The following is a 24,658-nucleotide window of genomic DNA, read 5'->3' on the forward strand; positions in this document are numbered from 1 at the left end:
CTGCCGCCAGCGTTCAATCTGAGCCATGATCAAACTCTTCAATTTAAGATTTTGTGACTCAACGAATACTGACTTCAAAACTAATATTCATGTAAACATGAACATGTAATTCTAAAGCTATTACCATTCCAACAGAATGGTAATGAATTGACTGTGCCAAATAACCCCTCTCTATAAAGAAAGTAATTATTCGTATTGGTCACTCAGTTCATTGAAATCATTGTGTTACCGAAGTAACTGCTATTACCTAAGTAATAACGTTTTGATATTCATCAACGAGTGCCCACACAGATTGATAGGTTTAAATTGTTAAAGAGCTTTGCTTATCGAAACTTCCTTTTTACAAAGGAACTCTTGAAAGCGGACGTGAATTCTAGCGATTTAATCTTGAGTGTCAAACACTTTTTAAAATTAATTTCTTTCGAACTTTCCGTCTTACTGGTTACTGCTGAAGCCTTGTGGCGTCTGCCGTGTCAGTGAGGCGGCATTATAGAGATCATCGAAAACATGGCAACCCTTTTTTGATAAAAATTCAAAAAAATTGATTAAGCGACTACTTTTACGTCAAAATCCTCTTTCACAGGTTAAAGCTCATACAATAATGGGCATATTACTTAAAACTTTGCGATTAGATCTTTCGAAAAATCCTCTATATCTAGTTCAATGCTCCATTTATCACCCAGCTCTAGGATGTTATCTAGCGATTGCTGAACTGTTTTTATCGTCAATGTGTTGTTGTCTAGGTCGTATACCTGTTTTTGCGTGGTGTAATAGAAGTACAGGATAGTCAGCGCATCTCGGTCGCCTTGCTCAGCTTTGGGTTGAATACGCTTGAGCTTACGATAGATTTGATTATGGATTTGTTTGAGATTCCACACATAAAGGGCTTCCTTAAAGTAATCATGCCCTTTCACACGGCTCGCGATAAAGGCATTCAGTGCGACTGATAAAATCACACCAAGTACATTCAAATGAAAATTACCTGTTGCTTCCCCAGTAACAGATCCAACTGAACCAAAAAGTTCAATCAGAATGCTACCGAATACGATGGCAAACAAGGCGAGTGACCCAACCAGTGAAACCAACAGTAGGTTCATCTTTTTTCTATATTCTTCTTTATTAATCTTCTGTAACTTCATCAACTACTTCCTTATGTAAGTCACCTAATAATTTGCGCATACTATCTATGTAAACCTTGCTTCGCTTCAACCCTTACCATCTTGTAATGTGGTCACTCTCTATTTAATAAGCAGAGTTATTCCGATAAGTACTATACATAACTCCATTTGACTTCATTAATAGAAAAGAGTTACATACCGCCACAATTTTGGTTATTCATCAATTCATGTTGATAATGTCCGTTTCGCTTTATCACATACTGACAAGGTACATTCCATGCGTTCATTTGTATTACGCGCTCGTGCAGCCCCTACAGAGAGCAAACTTATCTTAGAAGGTGTTGGGCAAGACGCTCATACTGAGATTCTGGCTCATACTCTGATGAACACGATCTTCGTTGCTCAATCTCATCGTGAGAATGTCACCGTGCACCTTGTATTAGAAAGTACTAAAGACTTCTCGCGTACGGTCACTTTCGATTCAAATGAAATCACCAACATTGGCGGCTTTCATGAATCGGCATTGTTATCAGCGGTAGTAAGAGCGGTTGATGCTTCTCAAGGTATGACCAAAGAGCAGACTCGTCAGGTTGAACCTGGGATCGTCGTTCGCACTATGAGCTTTGAAAAGTTGGTTAAAGAACTGGCTGAAAACCACCAGCTGTACATGATGGATAAGAAAGGCGACTTTATTCGTGATGCAGAGATTGTAGAAAACCCATGTTTCCTTCTGACTGACCACATCCCTATGCCGAAGAAAAGCTACAACAGCTTAAAGCGCTTAGGAACAGAAAAGATCAGCTTAGGCCCGAACATGCTGTTTGCTTCTCAGTGTGTTGTGTTGATCAATAATGAGCTGGATATTCGCGGTTTCTAACCCGATGAGACACAGCCATAATAAGTAAAGCCAGCAATTGATGCTGGCTTTGTTGTTTTCATAATCTGCAAATCACTTTGCTTTGGCTAACAGCTACGCTGCTTCCGCTTTAACCACAGGTTGATAGCGCCCTGGTTTATGGTTCATCGCAAGGATCAAGTTAGTGACTATCGCGCCCAATACAGATAGTAGTACCAGTGACACATCAACGATAAACAATGAGAGTACGACAATCGCGCAATCTAGTGCCATCTGAACTTTGCCCGCACGAATCCCAAAACGTTCTTGTAAGAACAACGCCAGAATGTTGAAACCACCTAAGCTCATCTTATGACGAAAGATCACCAACATGCCGGTACCAATTAAGCCACCTCCTAATAATGCTGCATACAATGCATGAATCTCAGCAATCTGAATCACGTGGTACAAGTAATCTACCGCGAACGAAACAATCGAAACGGCAATAAAGGTGCTGATGGTGAAACGCCAGCCCATACGAGCAACCGACAAAATATAAAAAGGTAAGTTAAGCGCGAAGAACACTTGGCCAAAACTTAGGTCTGTTACTTTGGTAATGAAGATCGCTAGGCCAGCCGTGCCTCCAGTGAGCAAACCGACTTGGTTGAAAAATATAACGCCGAGTGAAACCAGTGCACTACCTAAGATCAGTGCCAGTAAGTTTTCGCGAAGGTTGTGATCTTTATCCATATGATGACTCTCCCTGAATCTTTAACATCGCGTTTCAGTCATGTTGAAACGATTTGCGTCCAAATTTACGATATTTAACAGATAAGTCGAGTTAAAGACCAATGTTACTTAATGATTACTTTGTATATTAGTTTTTACATCATTGTTAAAAACTCAAAAAAAGCAATAAGTTACATTGAAAAATCTATGTATTCATTCTAAGTTACAAGGTTCAATCGTTTAACAAACGACCTTCAAGTTTCTCTACTTATTTGTCATGTTTATATCAACGCTAACAAAGCATAAATTCACACATAAACTTCACTGAATAATAAGACTATTCCTGCCATTTTACTTTATAGTATCCGCTCACTCCTTTAAAACTAATCCGCAGGCTTATGGAATACCTAGATCAGACCGCCCTTATTGCGATGGCACTCATTTTTGTCGGCTCGTTTGTACAAACCGCAATCGGCTTTGGTTTGGCTATTGTTGCTGCCCCACTGCTGTTTTTGGTCTCGCCTGACTATGTACCCGCGCCTATATGTCTCGTTGGCCTGTTTATTTCTATATTCAATGCGTTTAAACACCGAGCAAACATTTCTATTGGCGGATTAAAAATCGCACTGCTTGGCCGTATTCCGGGCTCGATAGCTGGCGGGGCTTTGTTGGTGATGGTTTCAACGAGCGTTCTGTCTCTGTGGTTAGGCTTATTGGTAGTATTTGCGGTGATTGTCAGCTTGCTGCCGTTTAGATTAGAGCCGACCCCTGCCAAGATGGGCATCGCGGGATTCTTCTCAGGGTTCTTTGGTACAAGTTCAGGTATAGGAGGTCCACCAATGGCGTTGCTACTTCAACACCAAGATGCCAATCAACTTCGTGGTAACCTTTCCGCGTTTTTCGTGTTTAGTTCTATCATTTCATTACTGGTACAGATCCCAATAGGCTTCTTTACGATGCACCATTTGATCATCACAATCCCGCTACTTCCAGCCGCTTGGTTGGGTTACAAAGTGGCGTTATTGACGACGCAAAGCATTCCTAAAGAGAAGATACGCATTGGCTCTTTGCTGCTATGTTCTATCAGTGGCTTTACGGCAATCTGGCAGGGCTTAGCTGGCTAGTTATTGGCGATAAAGACGAGAAGAAGAAATACATCTTAGAAAACCAACACAGATCAAACACCCAATAGATAAAAGGACGCTCTATGACATACGACGAGTTCAATGCATTTTGTGAATCAAAAGCTGCCACCAGCTATGTGATGCAGTGGAATAATTCTCACGTTTGGAAAGTGGGTGGAAAGGTGTTTGCGATTGGTGGTTGGGGGCCGAACGACGAGCCTGCATTTATCTTCAAAGCGTCCGACCAGAACTTCGACTTTCTGAAAGAAGAGCCCGGTTATAAACCTGCGCCCTACTTTGCTTCGCGTGGTATGAAATGGATTCAGCTGTTTGAGGGCACGCCAGAAAAGGATGAGGAATTGAGATACTACCTCACTGAGTCACACCGAATTGTCTCTTTAGGGCTAACCAAAAAGAAACAAGCAGAACTCGGTCTCAATCAATAACGAGATTGTCTGCTTGTAATCGGTTATTCAATACTATGTTAACGCTTTAAAATTCAGGAAGATCCTAGAAATTTGAGCAGATCTTAAAAGCTTAAGTCGCTCTTAAAAACTTAGGCAGTAAAGGTTCTATTTTTTGCGTTGGTACCAGTGGCACCAATAGGTAGATTAAACCCGCAAAAGCGATAGATGCAATCAAGTCTTCAGGACGATGCATACCAAGCCAAACACGACTATAAGCAACGCCACCAGCCCAAACCAGTAAACCGCCGGCTAGATAAAAGCGTTTCGCCTCTAAGAGAAGACCACCAAAGAACGCTAAACACACACCGACGAAAATCATGTGTCCCGACGGGAAAGAATAGTCCGTTTCGCCAAGCCAATGACGTGTTCGCCACTCGCTGACCCTATCTTGCACAGATTCTATTGCCGCGTTTTTTTCTGCCGATGGTAACTCATAAAACAGCTCCGGCATTTCAACCACTTCCTGTGTAACCAAATACACAGAATAAGGACGCGGGCTCTCTGTTGAATGCTTTAAGAAAGTCTTCGCTGCAAAGCTAAGTACCAATAAAATGCCTAACTGTAGATAAAGGCTGACTAGCTTAGCTTTGGAAAATGTCATCGTAAGCAAAACTAAAGACAAAACAGCCAGCGTTATCAAGAATCCTTGATTACCTGCTGAATACGTCACGAAGGTCATGAAGGCACCATAGAAAGGAGAAATCGTACTTCCAAGGTCGAAATCAGATCCAAAGATCAAAAAGGGTACTAGGGAATACAAACTTAGAACGAGCAGTAATAAGCCTTTAGACTTGTTAGAGAACAGAGAAGTCATAGATAAGATCTTTTGGGTAAAGTGGTCGGATGCTATCGCAGCTTAGCATCGCCAACATCAATTTTATGTCAATGATAATCGCCAGACAGCCATTCATATTCACAGTTGGATTAGATTAATTAGAAACATCACAACGCTACGTTAAACTGAGTTATGGCATATTCCGTCGATTAAGTAAGCACTTATCAAGTTCATAGGGCTGAATCTAAAAAACTTTGCTGCCAGTCCTTTAAATCCATTATTGAAAGGATTAACATCTGGTCTGCTGTCAAAGCAAAACAAATTATTAATTTTTATTCTCAGGGCGGGGCGAAATTCCCCACCGGCGGTATGTCCTTAGCAAAATCTAAAGATAAGCCCGCGAGCGCTCGATTCGTCGAGGTCAGCAGATCTGGTGAGATGCCAGAGCCGACGGTTATAGTCCGGATGAGAGAGAATGAAAACACACTCGTTTAAGTTGGAAAGGCGCATCTATTTGTTGAGTTGATGCCTCCAACTCAGACGAGTGCATTTCGTTTTGGATAAACCATAATGAGCTAATGCCAATCGTATTTGGATTGGTATAAGTCTACTTGTAATAAGTTGGCTTTGTTATGCTCGTCGGTTGAGATCCCTCATACAGCCCTGATTCTGGTGATATTTTAGGAGTTTAACCATGAATCAGTCTTCACTACTTGCCGAATTTGGCGAACCAATCACTCGCGTTGAAAACGCACTGCAAGCTCTACGCGAAGGTCGTGGCGTACTGTTACTTGACGATGAAGATCGCGAGAACGAAGGCGACATCATCTACTCAGTAGAACACCTAACTAATGCTCAAATGGCGCTTATGATCCGTGAATGCAGCGGTATTGTGTGCCTGTGTTTAACTGACGAGCAAGCAAACCAACTTGAACTTCCACCTATGGTTGTTGATAACAACAGCGCAAACCAAACTGCGTTTACCGTAACTATCGAAGCGAAAGTAGGTGTTACGACCGGTGTTTCTGCTGCTGACCGTGTAACGACGATCAAGACAGCTGCCAACCCAACAGCTAAGCCTACTGACCTTGCTCGCCCTGGTCACGTATTCCCACTGCGCGCACGTAAAGGTGGCGTACTGGCTCGCCGCGGCCACACAGAAGGTACTGTGGATCTGATGCAAATGGCAGGTCTTCAATCAGCGGGTGTATTGTGTGAAGTAACCAACCCAGACGGCACGATGGCAAAAGCGCCAGAGATCGTTGCTTTCGGTAAACTGCACAACATGCCTGTACTGACCATTGAAGATATGGTGATGTACCGCACTGAGTTCGATCTTAAGCTAGCATAACGTTTAGCCCTCAATGCTAAACACTTAGCATTTAAGCTAATACACTGCGAAATGAACATTGAAAGGCCTCACTCTTACTGCTTTTTCTAGTTAAAAGTACATAAAGGGTGAGGCCTTCTTCATTTCCTACACTGAAACCTAAGATCCATCTCCTCGCCAACGACTAACCTCTCAAAAAATCCTGCAAAATATGAGAAATATTCACTCGAATGGTGAAGTCATGCACCATGATTGATCATCCATAATTAGATAAAAAACATAACTTAATGAAATATAACACTTATTTATTTTGGCACGGTGTCTGCACTACCACTAAGTAGGTATACAAATATTAGGAGTTGAATATGTTTGTAGTTATTTCAGTGGGTTTATCCCTATTAGTACTTGCAGCCCTGTTTTATTTCTCAAGGAAGAGACAAACAGCGCTATCACACAGGTTTGAAACCTTAGTTCTGCTTAGAGAGTTATTGTTGTTATCACGCAAACACCGCGCGGCAACGCATTACGCTCTGGCGCATAAACTGTCTAGCGACTCGATTCGCAAAGTGAACGAGATTTACGACAACATACTTGAGGTATCTGAACTGCTTCAATCGCACGTGTCATTTGATAGCCGTCCTATGTACCGCATTTATCACCTCAAACTCATCGCCATGCACAGTGACTGGCAAAACCGAACCTTGGTACGTAACCAATCAATTCATGGCAAAACGATTCGCCACAGCATGTTCTTAATGGATGAGGTGATGATCATTTGGTTGATTCAGTCTGAACGAGAAGACATGAGCCGTGAGTACCACATGAATTGGCAACAGATCTTAGATTGCATGGAGATCTTGACCAAGTTACGAATGTGCATACCTGATATGGAAAAGCCTGATGAGTATTTGAGATTCAAATTCTATGCTTCTCAGACACACCGTAAACTCAACCAATTATCAATGATTTGCCCTATCAGCAGCGGTTCACCGGTTTGCACACGAGCGATGCATGCACTTACAGAGATCGCATCGAGCAGCGAAGCGACCCAACCGGCAGATAGCATGTACGAATTAACCAGTGATATCTCTAGCGTCGTGTCGCAAGTCTACGACCAAGTATTATCCGACATTACGAGAAGCTTGTATCAGCCTTTACCAGACATCAACGAAAAGGTGATAAATACCCGATTATCCGTACATCATTACATGTAAAGACTTCGTGAGAGGAGAGCGTGCTGGAACTCTGAATTATTGAGTTCAAATCCGATATCACCATTGATATCGGATTTTTGTATTTATACACTTTTAAATTTCTGTCGTGATGTATCATGACCTATAAAGTTTCAAACATCCCCAGACTTGATATCGCTAGCCCAAGTTTGTGCCGCAAAATCAATGAACTGACGAACAATCGGAAGCTGGTAACTGCGAGATAGATACACCGCCCAAAGCACACTACTCGGTGAAATAAAATCATCCAAAATTCGTTTCAATTTGCCATCCGCAATCAGTGGATTGGCTAAATCACAGGGCAATCGAACAACCCCTTTTCCATGTTGCGCGGCGCGGGTTAATACCCCAACATCATTAGCTTTGATAGTGCCAGACACCTCAACAGAATAATGCTGATTATCCTTCACGAAATCCCACTTAGAGACACTCAAATGGCGAAAACAATTGTGCTGTCGAAGCTCTTCGACTGTTTTAGGTTGACCATGTTTATCTAAATAAGCTTGCGATGCACACACCACCGAATCAATTTCCATTAGCTTACGAGCAATCAAGCTATCGTCAGGTTGATCGGTATAACGCAGCGCAATATCGATTCTGTCATCCACCAGCTGAGCAAAACGGTCAGAAGCAAAAAGTTCTACCGTGATATTGGGATGAAGCTCTGTGAACTGTTCAACCACATCCAACAACATGTGCTGAGTTAAACCAATGGGTGCAGCAATTCGAATGGTTCCCGAGAGAGCATCGGTTTGATTCAGTGCGGTCACTTCTAACTCCGCCGTTTCATGGAGTATTTTCTCGCAGCGCTGTAAGGCGATTTCTCCTGCCGCCGTTAGGCTAACCTTTCGAGTCGTTCTATGTAATAGCCTCTGCTTTAACCACCCTTCGATCTCTTGAACATGCCGTGAAACCTGTAAACGGCTCATGTCCAAATGCTCTGCTGCTTGAGTGAAACTGGCGCAATTTGCGACTTCAACAAAGCTACGCATCGCCGTCAATCTATCCATCACACTTTCCCTTATCCACTGAACCAAGTCAATTAGGTAACCATATAGATACAATCTACATCATTTTACGATATTTATCGCAACCTAGTGAGCTATTAGACTGCAATGACTGTCGAGAAACAGACTCAATAAATCAGATAATTGGAGAGACATTATGAAAATTGCAGTATTAGGCGCATCAGGTTGGATTGGTAGTCACATCGCTCAAGAAGCTAAAGCGCGCGGACACGAAGTTGTTGCTGTTGTAAGAGATGCAAGCCGTGTAGAAATCAGCGATGTTGAGGTTCGTTCATTTGATTTACAAGATGAAGCAGCCAGTCTCACGACGGCTTTATCAGGCGTTGATGCGGTTATTGCTTCGATTGGTGGACGTGCTCTAGGCAATCACGACATCGTAAAAAGCACAGCAACTAAGCTGCTTGATACACTGCCAAGCATTGGTATCGAACGTCTACTTTGGGTAGGAGGTGCAGGCTCATTAGAGGTAGCACCAAACGTACCATTAGTTACTGTTCCTGACTTCCCTGTGGATTACAAAAACGAAGCGTTAGCACAAGGTGAAGCTCTTGAAGTGTTCAAACAATCGGACAGCGAGGTTAACTGGACGTTTATTAGCCCAGCAGCAGAAATCTTCCCGGGCGAGAAACTGTCGGCCTACCGTACTGGTGGCGACCAGCTGCTCACCGACGAAGATGGCAACAGCAAAATTTCAGTCAGCGACTATGCAATCGCGATGATTGATGAACTCGAAGCTGGCAATTTCCCACGCCAACGCATTGGTGTCGCGTACTAGTCTTGATGCTGCCATTGCTTTAGCTTTATAGCTTTAAACCCTGCTCTTATGACCGCTTAGCCCAACTGGTTAAGCGGCTTTTTCGCTTCCTTCGAAGCGCCAATATTAAATTGGCACCTTTTGATAGCAGCATGTCGTTATGCGCGAGTGCATGGCGCGATGGGATACCCTACAATTTACCTCGTCAGCAACAATAATGAAAATAACGAGGAATCCCTATGAACACTTCAAACATTGCGTTAATCACTGGTGCATCAGGTGGTATCGGCCTTGAACTTGCAAAAATTCATGCAAAGAAAGGGGGTGACCTTGTCCTTGTTGCCCGCACGCTGCCAAAACTGGAAGCGCTAAAAGCTGAGATTGAAAGCCAATATAAAGTCTCAGTCCATGTGATTTCAGAAGATCTCAGTGATCCTCAGAGCCCGCAACGAATCTTCGATTACACAGAAAGTCATGGGCTTGAGATAAGTACCCTGATCAACAACGCAGGCTTTGGTGGTCATGGTCTGTTTCATGAGCGAGCGCTAGAAGCTGACTTGTCGATGATTCAAGTAAACATCAATGCTCTGGTATCACTGACTCACTTATACCTGCAAGGCATGGTTGCGCGTAACCACGGTAAAGTAATGAACATGTCATCGACCGCTTCTTTACTGCCCGGTCCACTGCAAGCGGTGTATTACGCAACTAAGTCGTTCGTGACGTCCTTCTCTCAAGCAATCGCTCAGGAACTCGAAGAGAGCAACGTTACGGTGACAGCGCTATGCCCAGGTCCCGTAAAAACAGGGTTTGTAGAAGCCGGAGATCTTAAAGATGTCGATGCTTGGAAAAATGCAAAATCACCAGAGTCGGTTGCTCAAATTGGTTATCAAGCGATGGAAAAAGGCGAGTTAGTGGCGTTTAATGAAAAAGGTCTAAAGTTCATGCTTGAATGGCTTATCCCACTGCTACCAAGAAAAATGGTGCTAAAAATGTCTCGTCAAGCAATGGAAAAACAATAAATCAATCACGCAACGACGAACGTACTTCGATCTCGGTTGAGCGATGTATGCTTATTCGGTTTAAGAGAGCTTATTCGTTTTAAAAAGCGCTTAGTCGGTTTCAAAGAGCCGGCCGGTTTCGAAGGGTTTAGTCGATTTACAAGAGCTTAAAAGCTAAACAGGTATTAAAGGGAAATTATGAAACGAGCGAAGAAATTCACCTACTCCCCGAGTTGGAAGCTGTTACTTTGCGATATGGGCATTGATCCGCTCTCGGTACTCAAGCACGCAAAATTGCCGATGGACCTTTTCAATCGTCAGAATTTCACCTTAAATCCAAATGAATATTACCGACTCTGGGATGGTATTGAAGCCTCATCTGGTGAAAAAGAAGCACCGTTACTACTGGCTAAGTACATGACGGTAGAGGCGTTTGATCCTCCGATCTTTGCTAGCATTTGTAGCCCAGATTTGAATACGGCCCTGCAACGCCTTAGCCAATACAAACCTCTGATTGGCCCGATGATGTCTGATGTCCAGATCAATTCAAAACAGACCAGCATTACCATCAGTTGCTACGGCTACGACGCGGAAATCCCAAAATACCTTAGCGTGTCTGAGTTAGTATTCTTTACCCAATTAGCACGCTTGGCGACCAGAGAAAACATCAAGCCAATAGCTATCGAGTTACCACTGTTGCCTAACAACCTAGAAGATTATAAATCGTATTTTGGTTGCGACCTTACGCACAGCGAACAGATAAAAATCACCTTCAGTGCTAAAGACGCCGCTTTGCCCTTCTTGACCGAGAATGTCTCTATGTGGGCATTCTTCGAAGAGTCGCTCAACAAAAAACTGGTTGATTTGGATTCAGAAGCATCGACGTCTGAGCGAGTGAAAGCCACTCTGTTAGAGTCATTACCGAGTGGTGAGAGTTCGATTGAAGGTATCGCTAGTAAGCTTGCAACGAGTAAGCGCACCCTGCAACGCAAACTCACCAATGAAGCAGAGAGCTTTCAACACCTACTGCAAGAAGTAAGAGGTGAATTAGCCGATCATTATTTGGAAAAGTCGACACTGTCATTGGGAGAGATATCCTTCTTGCTAGGGTACAAAGAAGCGAACTCGTTTATTCGTGCGTATAGCAATTGGAAAGGCGTACCTCCGGGCATCTACAGAGAACAAGTTCACTGATTTTGCTCTCTGTGATTCAGTCCAAATGGCAACAGTTGTGCAGCTAAAAGTACAGTTAATCGATCGGCAAGTGCCCTGTTTTCACTAGGATAACCGTCTCTTCTTCCACATAAGGGAAATGCTCGCTCATATGAGGGCTACGCATCCAGGTGTGTTTCGGGTACTCACCGTGTTCATCTTTAAAGGTGCCAGACAAAACGAAGATCTCTTCACCACCAAAGTGACGATGTGGCTGAAAACGTTCGCCAACCGGCCACTTCACTAATGCGACATGCTCGTGTTCGAACTCATGCAGTGGCATCACTTGTAAACCACCAATCCCCGGAAGCCACTCTGCATCTAGAGTATTGATGCGAACTTGAGTTAAGTCTCTCGCATCAAATTGGTTGAGTTTAACCAAGATCGTGCAGCCATTTTTGCTTGATGGAGAATGCGCGCTGCCCGGCGGATTACGGATATAAGTACCGGCAGGGAAATCACCCGTTTCATCTGAGAACACCCCCTCTAATACGAAGATCTCTTCGCCTTGCGGGTGTGGGTGCTCAGAAAACGAAGATTCAGAATCGTACTTCACCACGCTGGTCGTGTGGCCCGACTCTTTCTCTTCTCTTTCTAACGGCTTACGCCAAACCCCTTTAGCAGGGCTTGCAATCCAATCCAGTAATGCGGTATCAATCACCAATCTCTTTGCAAAATCCATATTCAACATCATAGCGGCCTTACTCTTGTCTGGTGTTATTGGGTTTGATCTTTATTCTAAGTTAAAAATGATAGAAGCAGCAGAGTAAGTAAATACTTACTCATGTCATTCAATGCCAAAAATGCTCACCAAGCGACCGCGATTTTTTGCAAGCGAGTCTCAGCTGATTGGCATTTGCTCGAAGCGACCTTTTACAAAATCAATGAAGGTTCGAATTCGGCTCGGTTGATAGCGGTCTCGATGGTAGATCGCTGAAAAGTCCACTTTCGGCACGACCCACTCATCAAACACCTGCTCCAATTGCCCGTCATTGAGTTCTTGTAAGCAATAGATGGTTGGAACTCGAATAATCCCGTTGCCCGACTTGGCGCCCTGCACCAACACTCGGCCATTCTTACATTGCAGTCTGCCCATCACATGAACATCGACTGTTTTCTTGGTGTCGTCCAACGCTTGAAAACTCCACTTACGCACTGACCCCGTTAAGCAATCATGGTGGATGAGATCTTTAGGATGGTTTGGCTTTCCTTTGCGAGCAAAATACTTTGGGCTCGCGAGTGTTCCCATTTCAATATCCAATAGCTTTCTAGCGATAAAGCCCGCGTCTTCTATGCTTCCCATGCGAAAAGCGATATCAAACGCGTCTTCAATCAAGTCGACTCGGTTACTACTGAAATCAAGACTGATGCTGATGTCTGGGTAGAGCTGCATAAACTCATTGACCAGATCCGCGATGATCACCTCACCAAGATAACCGCCGACACAGTTTATTTTTATGTCACCACGTACTTCTTCGACATCGTCCACCGCAGCAATCAACGCTTGGTCTATATTATCTAAGGCTTGTTCACATCTCGCGTACAGATCTTGCCCCGCGTGCGTCAGCCTTAAGGTTCGAGTGGTGCGGATAAACAGTGTCACACCCATCTGCTTTTCTAGGCTACTCACTTGGCGTGATACGTGGGAACGAGACACATCCAACTCCTCTGCCGCTTTGGTGAAATTACCTAAACGAGCGATAAGCACGAAGGAGCGAATATCAGACAGGTTAATTTGATTGAGCATAGTCGCCAGCTTACTAATGAAGTTATGAGATAGACGCTTTTATTGTTGCACCACAGCAACAGTGTTTCAAGTAAAGCGCTATATATCAACAATGATATTTTCCTTAATATACCTCCATCGCAACGAAGCAAGGCAACAAGCACTTGATTCGAATGCACTTAAACAACACGTCGTAGCCAACCGACGCAATAAAAGTACAGAGGAAATAAAATGGAAAAACTAATCGTAATTACAGGTGCAAGCTCTGGTATTGGTGAAGCAATCGCTCGTCGTCTAAGCGATGAAGGTCACCCTCTTCTACTTTTAGCTCGTCGTGTTGACCGCCTTGAAGCGCTGAACCTACCAAACTCACTGTCAGTAAAAGTAGACGTAACAGACAAAGCGTCTTTTGATGCGGCAATCGCACAGGGTGAAGAGAAATTTGGCCCTGTAGATGCGCTGATCAACAACGCTGGCGCAATGCTTCTTGGTCAAATCGATACTCAAGACGCACAAGAGTGGAAGACAATGTTCGATGTTAACGTGATTGGTCTTCTAAACGGCATGCAATCTGTACTTGCTCCGATGATGGAACGCAATACAGGTACTATCATCAACATCAGCTCTATCGCGGGTAAGAAAACATTCCCAAGCCACGCGGCTTACTGTGGTACTAAATTCGCGGTACATGCTATTTCTGAGAACGTTCGTGAAGAAGTGGCGGCATCAAATGTTCGTGTTACGACTATCGCACCGGGTGCTGTAGAAACAGAACTTCTGTCTCACACAACATCTCAAGAGATCAAAGACGGTTACGATTCTTGGAAAGAAGGCATGGGCGGCGTACTGGCAGCTGACGATATTGCTCGCGCGGTATCATTCGCTTACCAGCAACCACAGAACGTTTGTATCCGTGAAATTGCTCTAGCGCCAACTAAGCAACAACCATAGAAGTTAATTATCACGCATATATTTGTGATGCATAAATAGAAAGCGCCACTACTTACCCAGTAGTGGCGCTTTTGTATTGATTCAATCTAATTGCTAGTAAGAAGCGTGATTAAAACTCAACGCGGTAAACTGATGTGCTACCACTCACTTCGTTGCCGACCGCGATAAAGTGGTTACCAGAGCGAGTGAAATACTTGATTGATTCTGGACCTAAGTCACCCACTTTCGAGTTGTAAGTATCGTTGTCGCAATCACCGTCTTCATCAACCTTGGTGCACGCTGGCTGAGTAAAGTCGCGGTTGTTCAAGTAGCTGATGAAACTTGCGCTCTTAGGCTGCGTTACATCGTAAACCATGATGCCACCTTGGCGCTCAAGTCCAATAAAGGCATAGTGCTTGCCGTTGATCTCTGCCACTTCGACGGCTTCAGGTTCCGCTCCTTTATCATCACTACGATCGTCACCGCTTTGGTTGTTATCATTGGTGCTGTTGAAGTTTGCAGGATCTTGCTCAAGTACGATTCGAGCAAAATCATCACCGCTATCAAACACTAACTCGCCTGACTCATCCCAGATAGAGAACGAGCGGCTACCGAATGCTTGAACCTTTTGGTCAGCAGCGAGTGTCCCTTGTGGCTTAATCACTTTAAGACGTGCAAGTTGCTTTTTCTCTTTCAATGCGCCAACTAATGGGTGGTTAGCATCAACGTCTAACTTCTTGCCACGCACTTCATCGACATAAGCGATACAAAAGTCTTTTTCTGTTGTGTAGTTTTCGGTGCCTTGATAGTCATCGCCATCCCACTCAAAACCTTTCTCGTCACACATTTCTTGCGTGGTCTTGATGCCATATTCACGCCCATCACCTTCGTTCGCAGTCACGATGTAGGTGTTGCCATCAACAGTGTAGCTAGTGATACTATCTGGCATGTAGAGACCTTCTAACATTGCGTAGCTTTGTAGATTACCGATGTTTTTGTCTTTGTTTGACGCATCTAGCTGAGCGCGATACCAAGGCTTCCCGCCTAGCCCAAGAATCGCATCCACTTGTGCACTCGCCACATCAATGGCAGCCAAAGCGTTGTTCTCTTGAAGGGCAACGTAGAGTTTTCCGTTATCAGCAAACGTTAGGTATTCCGGTTCAAAATCTTGAGCAACGGTTGCATTCGGCGCAGAGATTCGAACCTTGTCGGTCAGCTCTGCATGGCGAGGCTGACCTTGATTGAATGCCTTAAAATCGATCTGCGTGACTCTTGCTTGCAGAGGACCATAAGTTAAATCCACCAGTGTCACTGAACCTTCAGGGTCAATGCTGTAATCCGCATTCGGCTCACCTTCATTTGCAGAGGCAATATAGCGACCATCTTTCGAGAAGCTCACCATGTCCGGTAATGCGCCAGCCGTATAAGTAGTGATCAGCTCTAACGTGTCTGAACGATAAAGTGCAATGATGCCGTTCTGTTGCTTGTCGGCATTTTCAATCGCGACAGCAACTAACCCTTGATGAGTCAACACACTGTTCGCGGCACCAATATCAATACCAGAAGCTGCAGCCGCTGATTGAAGATCAATAGAGCCCTTAGATGTTGGTTCGCTAGCTGAGTTCATCGACAACACATCGACTTTCTGCGCTTGAGCATTCACAACATAAAGCTTGTCGGTACATGAATCGTAGCTGACGATTTCGGCTGCAGAAGTATCAAACGGGGCGTCGGCAATTGAACGGCCAACTAGGCTGATTCCGGTTACCTCAGCATTGGAAGAACTTGGCTGCTCGATGGATTGGCATTGAAGGCTAAAAGCATCAAGTGATGTTTGAGATGGCGTAGCAGTCGTTGGTGATGTTGAAGTTGATTGAGAACACCCAACTAGAGCAGAACTTACCGCGATAGGTAATAATAGTGTCAGCTTATTAAATTTACGATTCATATATCCTCCATAATTTGAATCGCGATCATAGAGGGCTGTTATGACACTTATCTTTCCCTTTTGTTAACAATAGGTGACCACAATCGGTTTCTTTTCCCTATAACAACAGTAAGTTGGAGTAAGTATTTCATTAAAAAAGATGCAAAAAAACGCCCAAGCTGGCTGGTGCTTGAGCGCTCGGAATCATCTAACAAAGGTTAGTTAGAAGTTGTAACCACCGCCAATCATGAATGCCCATGGGTCGATATCAACATCTGTAGAGTATTGTGTGGTAATTCCACCGACTGTTTGCTTGTACTTAGCGGTTGTACCAATATCTGCATACCAAACCGATGCGTTTAGAAACCAATCTTCATTGATCATGTAATCAATGCCTATGTTAGCCGCTAAGCCCCAAGAATCATCAAGAGATAGGTCACTCAAGCCTGCACTTTTACCCGTACTATTCAAACTTTCATCGAAAAATACAGTGTAGTTGATACCAGCACCTACGTAAGGGCGGAAATCACTGTTCGCTTCACCGAAGTAGTATTGAACCATAAACATTGGCGGTAGCTGTTTAGTGTCGGCAACTTTACCTAAACCATTGACGGAGATATTGTGTGAAAATGGACTCGCTGCTAATACTTCAAAACTGAGGTTATCAGTAAACATGTAGCCGAAAGTTAAACCAAGCTGAGTATCTGAATCAACTGAAAACTCTAGGTCTGAATTGTCAAGAACAGCGCCACTGCTGTCATTTGGAGATACTGTTGCTGCACCAGCACGGATGATGAAATCACCTTCTTTATGAGCAAGAACATTGGTTGACAAAAGAGCCGCAATAACCGCAATACCACATACTGTTTTTTTCATTATTATTTCCTTTTTAGGGCTTAATTCTTTATTGGTGAATGAGTAATCATTTCTTATTTTGCGTGCAAGGTAGCATAGAATAACCCTACTTTATTGATGGAAATCAATTTGTGAAAGGTTATGGTTATTTGTGTAAATTTATATCGACTCGATCACTTTATTTCCTCATTTTATTGACAGTTTTGTAATGCATATTTTCCGTGCATCATTCCTTTAAACACTTCACCTTAGCTTTAATTCGACCTGTTTGTGCCAAAATAGAGCAAGCCAAGACCTCATGCGCATCAATTTGGTGCAGCACCACGCCGTCAACTCACACCTTGTTTAATATTCAATGAGTTACATTTGGCTTAGTGCTTGCAAGTGTATGTTCATAATCATAAATACATTGAGGTTCTGACCATGCAAGACACTCTAACAATCGTTCTGGCCGGCGGTGTTGGCTCTCGGCTTTCCCCTCTCACCGATAACCGTGCAAAACCTGCGGTACCCTTTGGTGGTAAATATCGAATCATAGATTTCACTCTCGCGAACTGCTTACACTCTGGGCTACGACAAATTTTAGTGCTGACTCAGTACAAATCTCACTCTTTGCAAAAGCATTTGAGAGATGGTTGGTCGGTGCTTAACCCCGAGCTCGGCGAATACATCACCAATGTTCCCCCACAAATGCGCACCGGTGACAGCTGGTATAGCGGCACTGCCGATGCGATTTATCAAAATTTGTATTTGCTGTCTCGCAGTGAAGCCAAGCATGTGGTGGTGTTATCCGGCGACCATATCTATCGCATGGATTACGCGCCAATGCTCAAGCAACACAAAAAGAACGAGGCTGACTTAACGGTAGCGTGTATGGAAGTATCGATTGATGAAGCCAAAGAGTTTGGTGTGATGGAGATAGACGAATCCCTGCAGATCAATAACTTTACCGAGAAGCCACGTTACCCTGCGAGTGTACCCGGTAGGCCAACCCGAAGCATGGCTTCAATGGGGATATACATCTTTGATAAGGAAGTCCTGACTCAAGCACTACTGACGGATGCAAAAGACCCGAGTTCAAGCCACGATTTTGGTAAAGACATCATTCCTAAGTTAGTCGGAAACAACAGTGTTTATGCCTATAAGTTTGGAGATACAGAAGGCCGAGTTACTCAAGACGCCTATTGGAGAGATGTTGGAACCCTAGACTCCTATTACCAAGCCAATATGGACTTGCTAAAACCAGTTTCCCCTATCGATTTATATCAGCCTGATTGGGCAATCCGTACCTACGAACCGCAACTGCCACCAGCACGAACCGTCGCTTCTGTAGAAGGGAACCAAGGGATATTTATCAACTCGATGATAGCGAACGGGGTTGTAATTGAAGGCGGGTCTGCGCAAAACTCTATCTTCTTTCCTAAAGTAAAAGTCAGCAATGCCGCGATTGTGATTGATAGTATTCTGTTTGAAGATGTTGAAATAGGAAAAAACTGCCATATCCAAAACTGCATCATCGATAAGAACGTTAAGGTGCCTGATGATACTCAAATAGGCATTAATAGCAGGGACGATGCCGAGCGATTTCATGTTTCAAAACAAGGTGTAATCGTAGTGCCATCGTCTTACAAATTCAGTTAATACACGCCTATGATGAAACTAGATTTCTCAATCCAAAGGCAGCTCTGCGTTGCCTTATTTATGTCTAACTTAACGGCTCACTAGCCCTTGTGGAATGAAAGGATGAGTGCCGTCCATCATATAATAGTCAGCGGTGATTTGTAGATTTAGCACTAGAATATATATTTGGATTGATGCTTTATTTGGGTGATAAAAACTAAGAAAGGAAGGTAGGTTAGAGCAATTCATCAAGAATGAAGTATTTTTGAACATGTCTTTAAAACACGAAACATAATATGCGTTCAGTTAATCGGACTTTCAAGGGAGCAAGGATAGATTATTTGATAACACTGAAGTCAATCACACATGTATGCTTTCGCTGTTGGTTAAACTATCCGATGTTTGCTACGTTTAAGTGACACAGTCATTGGAAAGGTATGATTTATGAAAATAAATGTTCAAACACATCATGTATCAATTAACGACGAGTCACGCAAAGACATCGAAGGAAAATTCGAGAAGATATCTAACCATTTCCCATCACTGATTAGCTGCGACATCATCATTACAAAAGAGCACAGCAAGCATCAGGTTGAAGTGTTCACCAACTACGAAGGCGTACGTGTATCGGCAAAAGCTACTGGAGACGTTATGTACCCAGCAATCGCTTCAGCACTCAAGAAACTTGAAACAGGCCTGAGTAACCGTAAGGGACAATTGAAAGCAGACCTGCATGAGAAGCCAACAAGTACGAAGCCAGAAATTGCTTCAGATATCATCCAAGAGATGAAATTGGTATAACTCTATAAGTAGAAGCGACCTAACTAATAGAAGTGCATAAACCAACAGAAGCGCATTAACTAATAGAAGCGCACTAAGGTTTTCAAAGCCAGCACATGTTGCTGGCTTTTTCGATCTATGGCCCCAAACGACCTTTCCGTAACTTTGATTTTATCGATAAAAAGTCTAGTCACCCCATTCTTTCCCCACTCTAAAATCACCATCACTTTTAACAATCTTAAGTCACTGGTTGCTATAACAATAACAGATAGTATTTGGTACAGTTATAAACAGTAATAGAGACAATAAAGGATATTTATTATGAGAAAAATCGCGCTACTTCTATTTCTATCCACTCAAATTATGGCTTGTACAGAAGTCGGAAGTGAAGCTTGGTGTACTGATATGAAAGAGAAACCTAAAGGTGACTGGACGGCTAATGAAGCTGGTGACTTTGCCAAGCATTGTATTTTCTAAACATACCGCAGCGTTCATTAACGATACAGATCGAAAGGCGTTTAACGACAAACTGATCACTCTATATAGCACTAAAAATCGAATAAGTGAGTTTAAGGATGGAACACCAACTAAGTAATGACTGGAAGCATATCGAATGGGTACTAACCGACGTCGATGATACGCTCACTTGGCAAGGCTCACTTCCTCCAAATACCTTGATTGCGTTGCAAAAGCTAAGAGACAACGGAATCAAAGTGGTCGCAGTTACAGGAGCCTGTGCTGGTTGGTGCGATCATATTGCGCAACTTTGGCCTGTCGATGCCGTGCTTGGAGAAAATGGCGCTTTCTTGCTAGAGAAGCAAGACGGTGCATTACAGCTTTCATCGGAAATTCCGCTAGAACAAGTGCGTCAGAACCAAGCCAAGCTAAAACAACAAGTCGAAACGATCTTGTTGAATTACCCAGACTTATCTCTAACTTTGGACCAACCTTACCGCTTGTGTGAGGTCGCTATTGATATCGGCCAAAACCGTAAGCCTGTTGATCCTGAAATAGTGCAAGAGGTACTTGAGAGAATACATGCTTTAGGCGCATACGCGACGGCCAGCTCGATTCATATTAATGCTTGGTATGGAGAGCACTCAAAGAAAAACGCGGTGCATCTTTTTCTCGCAAATAAAGGCCTATCGATCGAACAGATCCATAACCAAGCCTGTTATGTCGGCGATTCAATGAACGATCAACAAATGTTCGAGTCGTTACCTCTATCCGTTGGCGTGGCTAATATTAAGCATTATTGGGATAAGCTAGATCATCACCCAAGTACGGTGATGTCGCAGCCGGGTGGCTATGGGTTTGCAGAATTTGTGGATGCGCTATTGGCAGTTAAAAGCTAGACACTTAAAAGCGAATCACGCCCTTCTAATCAGATCTCAGGTCACTCTTTAGACATAAAAAAACGACCGCTAGGTAGACCGAAGTACCTAGGGTCGTTTGAGCTTCAAAGTGCTAGATAAGCTCTTAACTTTCACACAACAAACTGTCTATATGAGTTTGTTACGGATATGGATCACTACGGCTTCAGCAATAATAACCACCGCAAAGATACTCACTAATACCATCGACACTTTTTGCCATTCAAACAAATTCTGCGCATCGTTGAGCACCACACCAATACCACCAGCGCCTACCAAACCCAATACCGCAGATTCACGCACATTGATATCCCACCGGAACAATACAATTGAGTAAAATGCGGGCATCACTTGTGGCCAATAACCTTTAAGCAAGATACTCATCCACGAAGCACCTGTTGTGCGCAAAGCTTCAATAGGCCCCATATTCACTTCAGCAATAGCTTCCGCTAACAGCTTCCCTACAAAGCCGATACTGCGAATGGCGATCGCCATGATACCTGCGAGAACACCGGGGCCAAACAGTGCGATAAACAACAGTGCCCAAACCAACGAATTCACTGAGCGTGAAGACACGAGAAAGAATTGAGCAACCCAGTTCAACGCTTTATTCGGGGTAATGTTTGGCGCATTCAATAACGCTAACGGAATTGCAAATACCAAGGTAAATAAAGTACCTAACGTTGCGATGTGAAGTGTTTCAATCATCGCTGCGTGGATCGATTCGGGATAGAAGGCATAGTCCATTGGCACCATGCGCTCAAACATATCAGCAAACTGCGCTGGCGCGTCGTATAAGAACTCAGGAATCACTTCCACCGTTTGCCAAGACCAAACAATGGCACACACTAAGCTGAGGTAAACGGCAAACCGAGCCACGCGTTCGTTGGGTGTAAAGCGTTGCCACTCTCTATCGATAGATGCAGTTGTCATTAGAAGATTCTCCTAACAATGTTGGAAAGAAATTCACCGACAAGAATCAGTGCGATAATGGTGAGCAAAATAGCGGCGACAAAGTCGTAATCAAAACGCTGGAATGCCGAGAACAGCGTACCGCCAAGGCCCCCCGCCCCCACGATACCCACCATGGTGGAATTACGTAAATTCGAGTCCAGCTGGTAGCTAGCAAAACCAATAAAACGCGTGAAAACCTGCGGCATCACCGCATATAAAATGACACTGATGAAACTCGCGCCTGTTGCCTTAATCGCTTCAACTGGTTTAAAAGAAATTTCTTCAATCGCTTCTGCAAACAGCTTGGCGATGAAGCCAATTGATGCGAATACCAAAGTCAAGATCCCGGCCAAGGCACCAAAGCCCACCGCTTTCACGAATAGAATTGCAATGATCACTGGATGAAAAGAGCGACATAGCGCAATAAAGCAGCGTATTGGCGTCGACACGATTGAAGGCATCATGTTTCTCGCGGCTAACAAGCCTAAAAATAGTGAAATGACGATACCAAAGAAGCTTGAGATAATCGCAATCTGCAAGCTCTCTGCTAAACCGCTCAATAGTAAGCTGGTACGCGAAAAGTCAGGCGGAAACATTCGAGATAGTAGCCGTTCACTTTCACCAAAGCCGATGATCAAACGATCAAACGTCAGCCCTAATGTCGAAAAGCTATAGAACAGGTAAGCAATAATGCCAGCGATGATCGCACGGTTCGTCCATGACACTTTAAATGGGTTTTCATGGTTCGCTGGCGATGTGCTTGATGAAACGCTTGGCGACGAACCTGGGTTTAATCCAGCCATGACTCACCCCCGTAAATGATTTTTAGATCTTCTTCTGAGATCCCTTCAGGGCTACCGTCATAATGTACTTTACCGTTACACATACCGATGATGCGCTTGGCATAACGCTTGGCCAAGTTCACATCGTGGATGTTAACCAACACGGGAATGTTTTTCTGTTCTGCGAATGTCTCCATCAACTCCATGATCTCAACCGCGGTTTTCGGGTCGAGTGATGAAGTCGGTTCATCCGCCAATAAGATATATGGGTCTTGCATAACGGCGCGAGCGATACCGACACGCTGTCTTTGCCCACCCGACAAACTGTCGGCACGTTGGTTAGCAAAGTCTTGCAGGCCAACAAATTCAAGTAACTCGAACGCTTTGGCGAGGTCTTGCGCAGAGTAGTTGCGACGCCATGCGTTCCAAGCGGTCATGTAACCCAAACGGCCGCTCAATACGTTCTCGATAACCGTTAAACGTTCGACAAGGTTATATTCTTGGAACACCATGCCGATATGTCGACGCTGTTTACGTAGTGCTTGGCCTTTTAATTGAGTCAGATCTGCGCCATCAAAAATGATCTCACCTTGGCTTGGATCGTTGAGACGGTTGATACAGCGCAGAAGCGTACTTTTACCGGTACCGGATGGGCCAATGATCGCGATGATACCTGGCTCATCGATATCAATATTAATGCCTTTAAGGATTGGCTTGCCTGCCACGTATTCGTGGAAAAGGTTGTTTATCTTTATTCCTTCATAGCTTGCTACGGCCATACTGCATTTCCTTTTGCGAATTTTCGAATGATCTATGCCCTACCCGCGAGGGCATAGATATTTAGTTGAAGTAGGTATTTTTAAAGGGCTAAGTCTTTCTAAAACTTAGCCTTCCAACAGAGCTAAGAACTAGCCGTTGTTTGCTTGTTTTGCTAGCTCAGCGGCTTTTTTCTTCGCGCGTTTAGCCGCATCTTTTTCAGCGAGTTTCTTAAGGCCAGCTTTTGTGTAAGCCGTACCTGTCGCGTGGGCGATATCACGAATCACGTCCCACTCTTCTTTGTAGCTGATTGGTGAGAAGCGGTCTGCACCTTTGAATGATGCGCTCATCTCTGGAGTAAAGCGGTAGCTAAAGAAAGCCTCGTTGATCTTCTCAACCAATTCTGGTTTTAGGTTGTAAGCATACCCAAATGCAGACGTTGGGAAGCGTGGGCTACGGTAGATGATCTTCAGTTCAGAATCGTCAACACGACCTGCTGCTACCATACGATCGTAAACATCCGATGCCACAGGTGCTGCGTCATAATCTCCGTTGAAAACGCCTAAAATAGATTGGTCATGTTTACCTGAGTAAAGCACTTTGTAATCTTCATCTGGCACTAGGCCTTTCGCTGGGAATAACGCACGTGGAGCTAGGTTGCCAGAGTTGGAAGATGCAGAAGTGTGTGCAACCTTTTTGCCTTTCAGATCAGTCATTGTATTGATGCCGCTGTCTTTACGTACAATCGTGATTAGGTTGTAGCCTTGGAAGCCAGACTCATCGCCCTTCACCGCAATTGGAACGTAACCTGCTAGGTTAACGGCGTAGCCTGTTGGGCCCGTAGAGAAACCCGCAACGTGTAGTCGACCAGAGCGCATCGCTTCTACTTGTGCAGAGTTTGAGTGCACTGTGTAATAGATTACTCGCTTACCCGTAATTTTGCTTAGGTGAGCTTGAAAATCCGCGAACGCATCTTTGTACAACGCAGGGTCTTCTACCGGTGTGTAAGTAAACACAAGCGTACTTGGGTCGTTCCACTCATCTGGATTCTTTGGTGAATCGGCAACCAAATCTTGGTTTTCATCACAGTATCGATCGTCTAACACACCACGGCTAGAGCAGTCGCTTGCCATAGCCATTGAAGGAAGTAGTAATGAGCTAGCGATTAACAGTCCTTTAACACTGATTTTCATATTCAAACCTTACTTTTACTTATTGTTGAAAGTCACCTTCACTATTGCAGCCTTTGTGCCACCTTTTTATATCTTTAATTTCAGTTACTTAAATAAAAACCCAAACTGACTAATATCTTTTGAGTCATAAGTGTCCAACTAAAAATCCATCATTTGG

Annotated in this window: 25 protein-coding genes and 1 riboswitch; of the genes, 13 read left to right on the forward strand and 12 right to left on the reverse strand. The window is 43.9% G+C overall.

The annotated features are described in order from the left end of the window. Positions 1-614: 614 nt before the first annotated feature. Positions 615-1,139 (reverse strand): DUF3087 family protein, encoded by a 525-nt coding sequence (locus ACED48_RS09275; protein WP_017054821.1) that lies wholly within the window; start codon positions 1,137-1,139, stop codon positions 615-617. A 256-nt stretch (positions 1,140-1,395) separates the two neighbouring features. Here ACED48_RS09275 and trmY point away from each other — a divergent pair, with 256 nt between their 5' ends. After that, the gene (trmY, locus tag ACED48_RS09280) at positions 1,396-1,995 is read left to right on the forward strand and encodes a tRNA (pseudouridine(54)-N(1))-methyltransferase TrmY (RefSeq protein ID WP_017054822.1); all 600 of its coding nucleotides are present in this window, start codon (positions 1,396-1,398) and stop codon (positions 1,993-1,995) included. Between the two features lie 93 nt (positions 1,996-2,088). On the opposite strand, the gene ACED48_RS09285 is transcribed toward trmY, so the two are convergent. After that, positions 2,089-2,703 carry a YitT family protein gene (locus ACED48_RS09285; protein WP_017054823.1) on the reverse strand — a complete coding sequence of 205 codons (615 nt, stop codon included), beginning with the start codon at positions 2,701-2,703 and terminating at the stop codon, positions 2,089-2,091. A gap of 377 nt (positions 2,704-3,080) precedes the next feature. Here ACED48_RS09285 and ACED48_RS09290 point away from each other — a divergent pair, with 377 nt between their 5' ends. Together ACED48_RS09290 and ACED48_RS09295 are read left to right on the forward strand one after the other, a co-directional pair. Continuing rightward, positions 3,081-3,806 (forward strand): sulfite exporter TauE/SafE family protein, encoded by a 726-nt coding sequence (locus ACED48_RS09290; protein ID WP_017054824.1) that lies wholly within the window; start codon positions 3,081-3,083, stop codon positions 3,804-3,806. A gap of 83 nt (positions 3,807-3,889) precedes the next feature. Beyond that, positions 3,890-4,252 (forward strand): MmcQ/YjbR family DNA-binding protein, encoded by a 363-nt coding sequence (locus ACED48_RS09295; protein WP_017054825.1) that lies wholly within the window; start codon positions 3,890-3,892, stop codon positions 4,250-4,252. Positions 4,253-4,343: 91 nt separating this feature from the next. Here ACED48_RS09295 and ACED48_RS09300 read toward each other — a convergent pair whose 3' ends face one another. Further along, positions 4,344-5,087, reverse strand: coding sequence for a phosphatase PAP2 family protein (locus ACED48_RS09300; RefSeq protein WP_017054826.1), 744 nt, complete (start codon positions 5,085-5,087; stop codon positions 4,344-4,346). Between the two features lie 291 nt (positions 5,088-5,378). Beyond that, positions 5,379-5,529, forward strand: a riboswitch (FMN riboswitch). A gap of 213 nt (positions 5,530-5,742) precedes the next feature. On the opposite strand from ACED48_RS09300, the gene ribB reads away from it, so the two are divergent. After that, entirely contained in the window at positions 5,743-6,399 is a 657-nt protein-coding gene (ribB, locus tag ACED48_RS09305) for a 3,4-dihydroxy-2-butanone-4-phosphate synthase (RefSeq protein WP_017054827.1), read from the forward strand. 344 nt (positions 6,400-6,743) lie between these two features. Continuing rightward, positions 6,744-7,592: a hypothetical protein gene (locus tag ACED48_RS09310; protein ID WP_017054828.1), complete on the forward strand. Its 849-nt coding sequence runs from the start codon at positions 6,744-6,746 to the stop codon at positions 7,590-7,592. Positions 7,593-7,723: 131 nt separating this feature from the next. Here ACED48_RS09310 and ACED48_RS09315 read toward each other — a convergent pair whose 3' ends face one another. Further along, positions 7,724-8,620, reverse strand: a complete 897-nt coding sequence (locus ACED48_RS09315; RefSeq protein WP_017054829.1) for a LysR family transcriptional regulator — start codon at positions 8,618-8,620, stop codon at positions 7,724-7,726. 154 nt (positions 8,621-8,774) lie between these two features. Here ACED48_RS09315 and ACED48_RS09320 point away from each other — a divergent pair, with 154 nt between their 5' ends. From ACED48_RS09320 to ACED48_RS09330, 3 genes are all read left to right on the forward strand, one after another. Further along, entirely contained in the window at positions 8,775-9,413 is a 639-nt protein-coding gene (locus ACED48_RS09320; RefSeq protein WP_017054830.1) for an NAD(P)-dependent oxidoreductase, read from the forward strand. Between the two features lie 218 nt (positions 9,414-9,631). Next, positions 9,632-10,414, forward strand: coding sequence for an SDR family oxidoreductase (locus ACED48_RS09325; RefSeq protein WP_017054831.1), 783 nt, complete (start codon positions 9,632-9,634; stop codon positions 10,412-10,414). A 177-nt stretch (positions 10,415-10,591) separates the two neighbouring features. Beyond that, positions 10,592-11,587 (forward strand): AraC family transcriptional regulator, encoded by a 996-nt coding sequence (locus ACED48_RS09330; protein ID WP_017054832.1) that lies wholly within the window; start codon positions 10,592-10,594, stop codon positions 11,585-11,587. A 55-nt stretch (positions 11,588-11,642) separates the two neighbouring features. On the opposite strand, the gene ACED48_RS09335 is transcribed toward ACED48_RS09330, so the two are convergent. Together ACED48_RS09335 and ACED48_RS09340 are read right to left on the reverse strand one after the other, a co-directional pair. Beyond that, positions 11,643-12,296 (reverse strand): cupin domain-containing protein, encoded by a 654-nt coding sequence (locus tag ACED48_RS09335; protein WP_029626756.1) that lies wholly within the window; start codon positions 12,294-12,296, stop codon positions 11,643-11,645. Positions 12,297-12,446: 150 nt separating this feature from the next. Beyond that, positions 12,447-13,352 (reverse strand): LysR family transcriptional regulator, encoded by a 906-nt coding sequence (locus tag ACED48_RS09340; RefSeq protein ID WP_017054834.1) that lies wholly within the window; start codon positions 13,350-13,352, stop codon positions 12,447-12,449. A gap of 210 nt (positions 13,353-13,562) precedes the next feature. Here ACED48_RS09340 and ACED48_RS09345 point away from each other — a divergent pair, with 210 nt between their 5' ends. Further along, complete coding sequence (locus ACED48_RS09345; RefSeq protein WP_017054835.1) at positions 13,563-14,282, forward strand: SDR family oxidoreductase; 720 nt, start codon at positions 13,563-13,565, stop codon at positions 14,280-14,282. A 109-nt stretch (positions 14,283-14,391) separates the two neighbouring features. Here ACED48_RS09345 and ACED48_RS09350 read toward each other — a convergent pair whose 3' ends face one another. Both ACED48_RS09350 and ompW read right to left on the reverse strand, forming a co-directional pair. Then, entirely contained in the window at positions 14,392-16,209 is a 1,818-nt protein-coding gene (locus tag ACED48_RS09350) for a choice-of-anchor I family protein (RefSeq protein ID WP_017054836.1), read from the reverse strand. Between the two features lie 201 nt (positions 16,210-16,410). Then, the gene (ompW, locus tag ACED48_RS09355) at positions 16,411-17,064 is read right to left on the reverse strand and encodes an outer membrane protein OmpW (protein WP_017054837.1); all 654 of its coding nucleotides are present in this window, start codon (positions 17,062-17,064) and stop codon (positions 16,411-16,413) included. A gap of 402 nt (positions 17,065-17,466) precedes the next feature. Here ompW and glgC point away from each other — a divergent pair, with 402 nt between their 5' ends. The 4 genes from glgC to ACED48_RS09375 all read left to right on the forward strand — a co-directional run bounded on the left by glgC (position 17,467) and on the right by ACED48_RS09375 (position 20,798). Continuing rightward, positions 17,467-18,684 (forward strand): glucose-1-phosphate adenylyltransferase, encoded by a 1,218-nt coding sequence (glgC, locus tag ACED48_RS09360; protein ID WP_017054838.1) that lies wholly within the window; start codon positions 17,467-17,469, stop codon positions 18,682-18,684. Positions 18,685-19,107: 423 nt separating this feature from the next. Next, positions 19,108-19,464 carry a ribosome hibernation-promoting factor, HPF/YfiA family gene (hpf, locus tag ACED48_RS09365; RefSeq protein WP_017054839.1) on the forward strand — a complete coding sequence of 119 codons (357 nt, stop codon included), beginning with the start codon at positions 19,108-19,110 and terminating at the stop codon, positions 19,462-19,464. A gap of 300 nt (positions 19,465-19,764) precedes the next feature. Next, complete coding sequence (locus ACED48_RS09370; RefSeq protein ID WP_017054841.1) at positions 19,765-19,920, forward strand: DUF3012 domain-containing protein; 156 nt, start codon at positions 19,765-19,767, stop codon at positions 19,918-19,920. 98 nt (positions 19,921-20,018) lie between these two features. Continuing rightward, positions 20,019-20,798 (forward strand): HAD-IIB family hydrolase, encoded by a 780-nt coding sequence (locus ACED48_RS09375; protein ID WP_017054842.1) that lies wholly within the window; start codon positions 20,019-20,021, stop codon positions 20,796-20,798. Positions 20,799-20,945: 147 nt separating this feature from the next. Here the strand turns inward: ACED48_RS09375 and phnE (ACED48_RS09380) are convergent, their stop codons facing one another. From phnE (ACED48_RS09380) to phnD, 4 genes are all read right to left on the reverse strand, one after another. Beyond that, positions 20,946-21,749 (reverse strand): phosphonate ABC transporter, permease protein PhnE, encoded by an 804-nt coding sequence (gene phnE / locus ACED48_RS09380; RefSeq protein ID WP_017054843.1) that lies wholly within the window; start codon positions 21,747-21,749, stop codon positions 20,946-20,948. Continuing rightward, positions 21,749-22,573 (reverse strand): phosphonate ABC transporter, permease protein PhnE, encoded by an 825-nt coding sequence (gene phnE, locus ACED48_RS09385; RefSeq protein WP_017054844.1) that lies wholly within the window; start codon positions 22,571-22,573, stop codon positions 21,749-21,751. The genes phnE (ACED48_RS09380) and phnE (ACED48_RS09385) overlap by 1 nt, the downstream gene beginning before the upstream one ends. Continuing rightward, positions 22,561-23,331 (reverse strand): phosphonate ABC transporter ATP-binding protein, encoded by a 771-nt coding sequence (gene phnC / locus ACED48_RS09390; protein WP_004732991.1) that lies wholly within the window; start codon positions 23,329-23,331, stop codon positions 22,561-22,563. The genes phnE (ACED48_RS09385) and phnC overlap by 13 nt, the downstream gene beginning before the upstream one ends. A 129-nt stretch (positions 23,332-23,460) precedes the next feature. Then, positions 23,461-24,501, reverse strand: a complete 1,041-nt coding sequence (gene phnD / locus ACED48_RS09395) for a phosphate/phosphite/phosphonate ABC transporter substrate-binding protein (protein ID WP_017054845.1) — start codon at positions 24,499-24,501, stop codon at positions 23,461-23,463. Between the last annotated feature and the right edge of the window lie 157 nt (positions 24,502-24,658).

Source organism: Vibrio sp. 5S239 (genome assembly GCF_041439575.1).
Lineage (GTDB): Bacteria > Pseudomonadota > Gammaproteobacteria > Enterobacterales > Vibrionaceae > Vibrio > Vibrio kanaloae.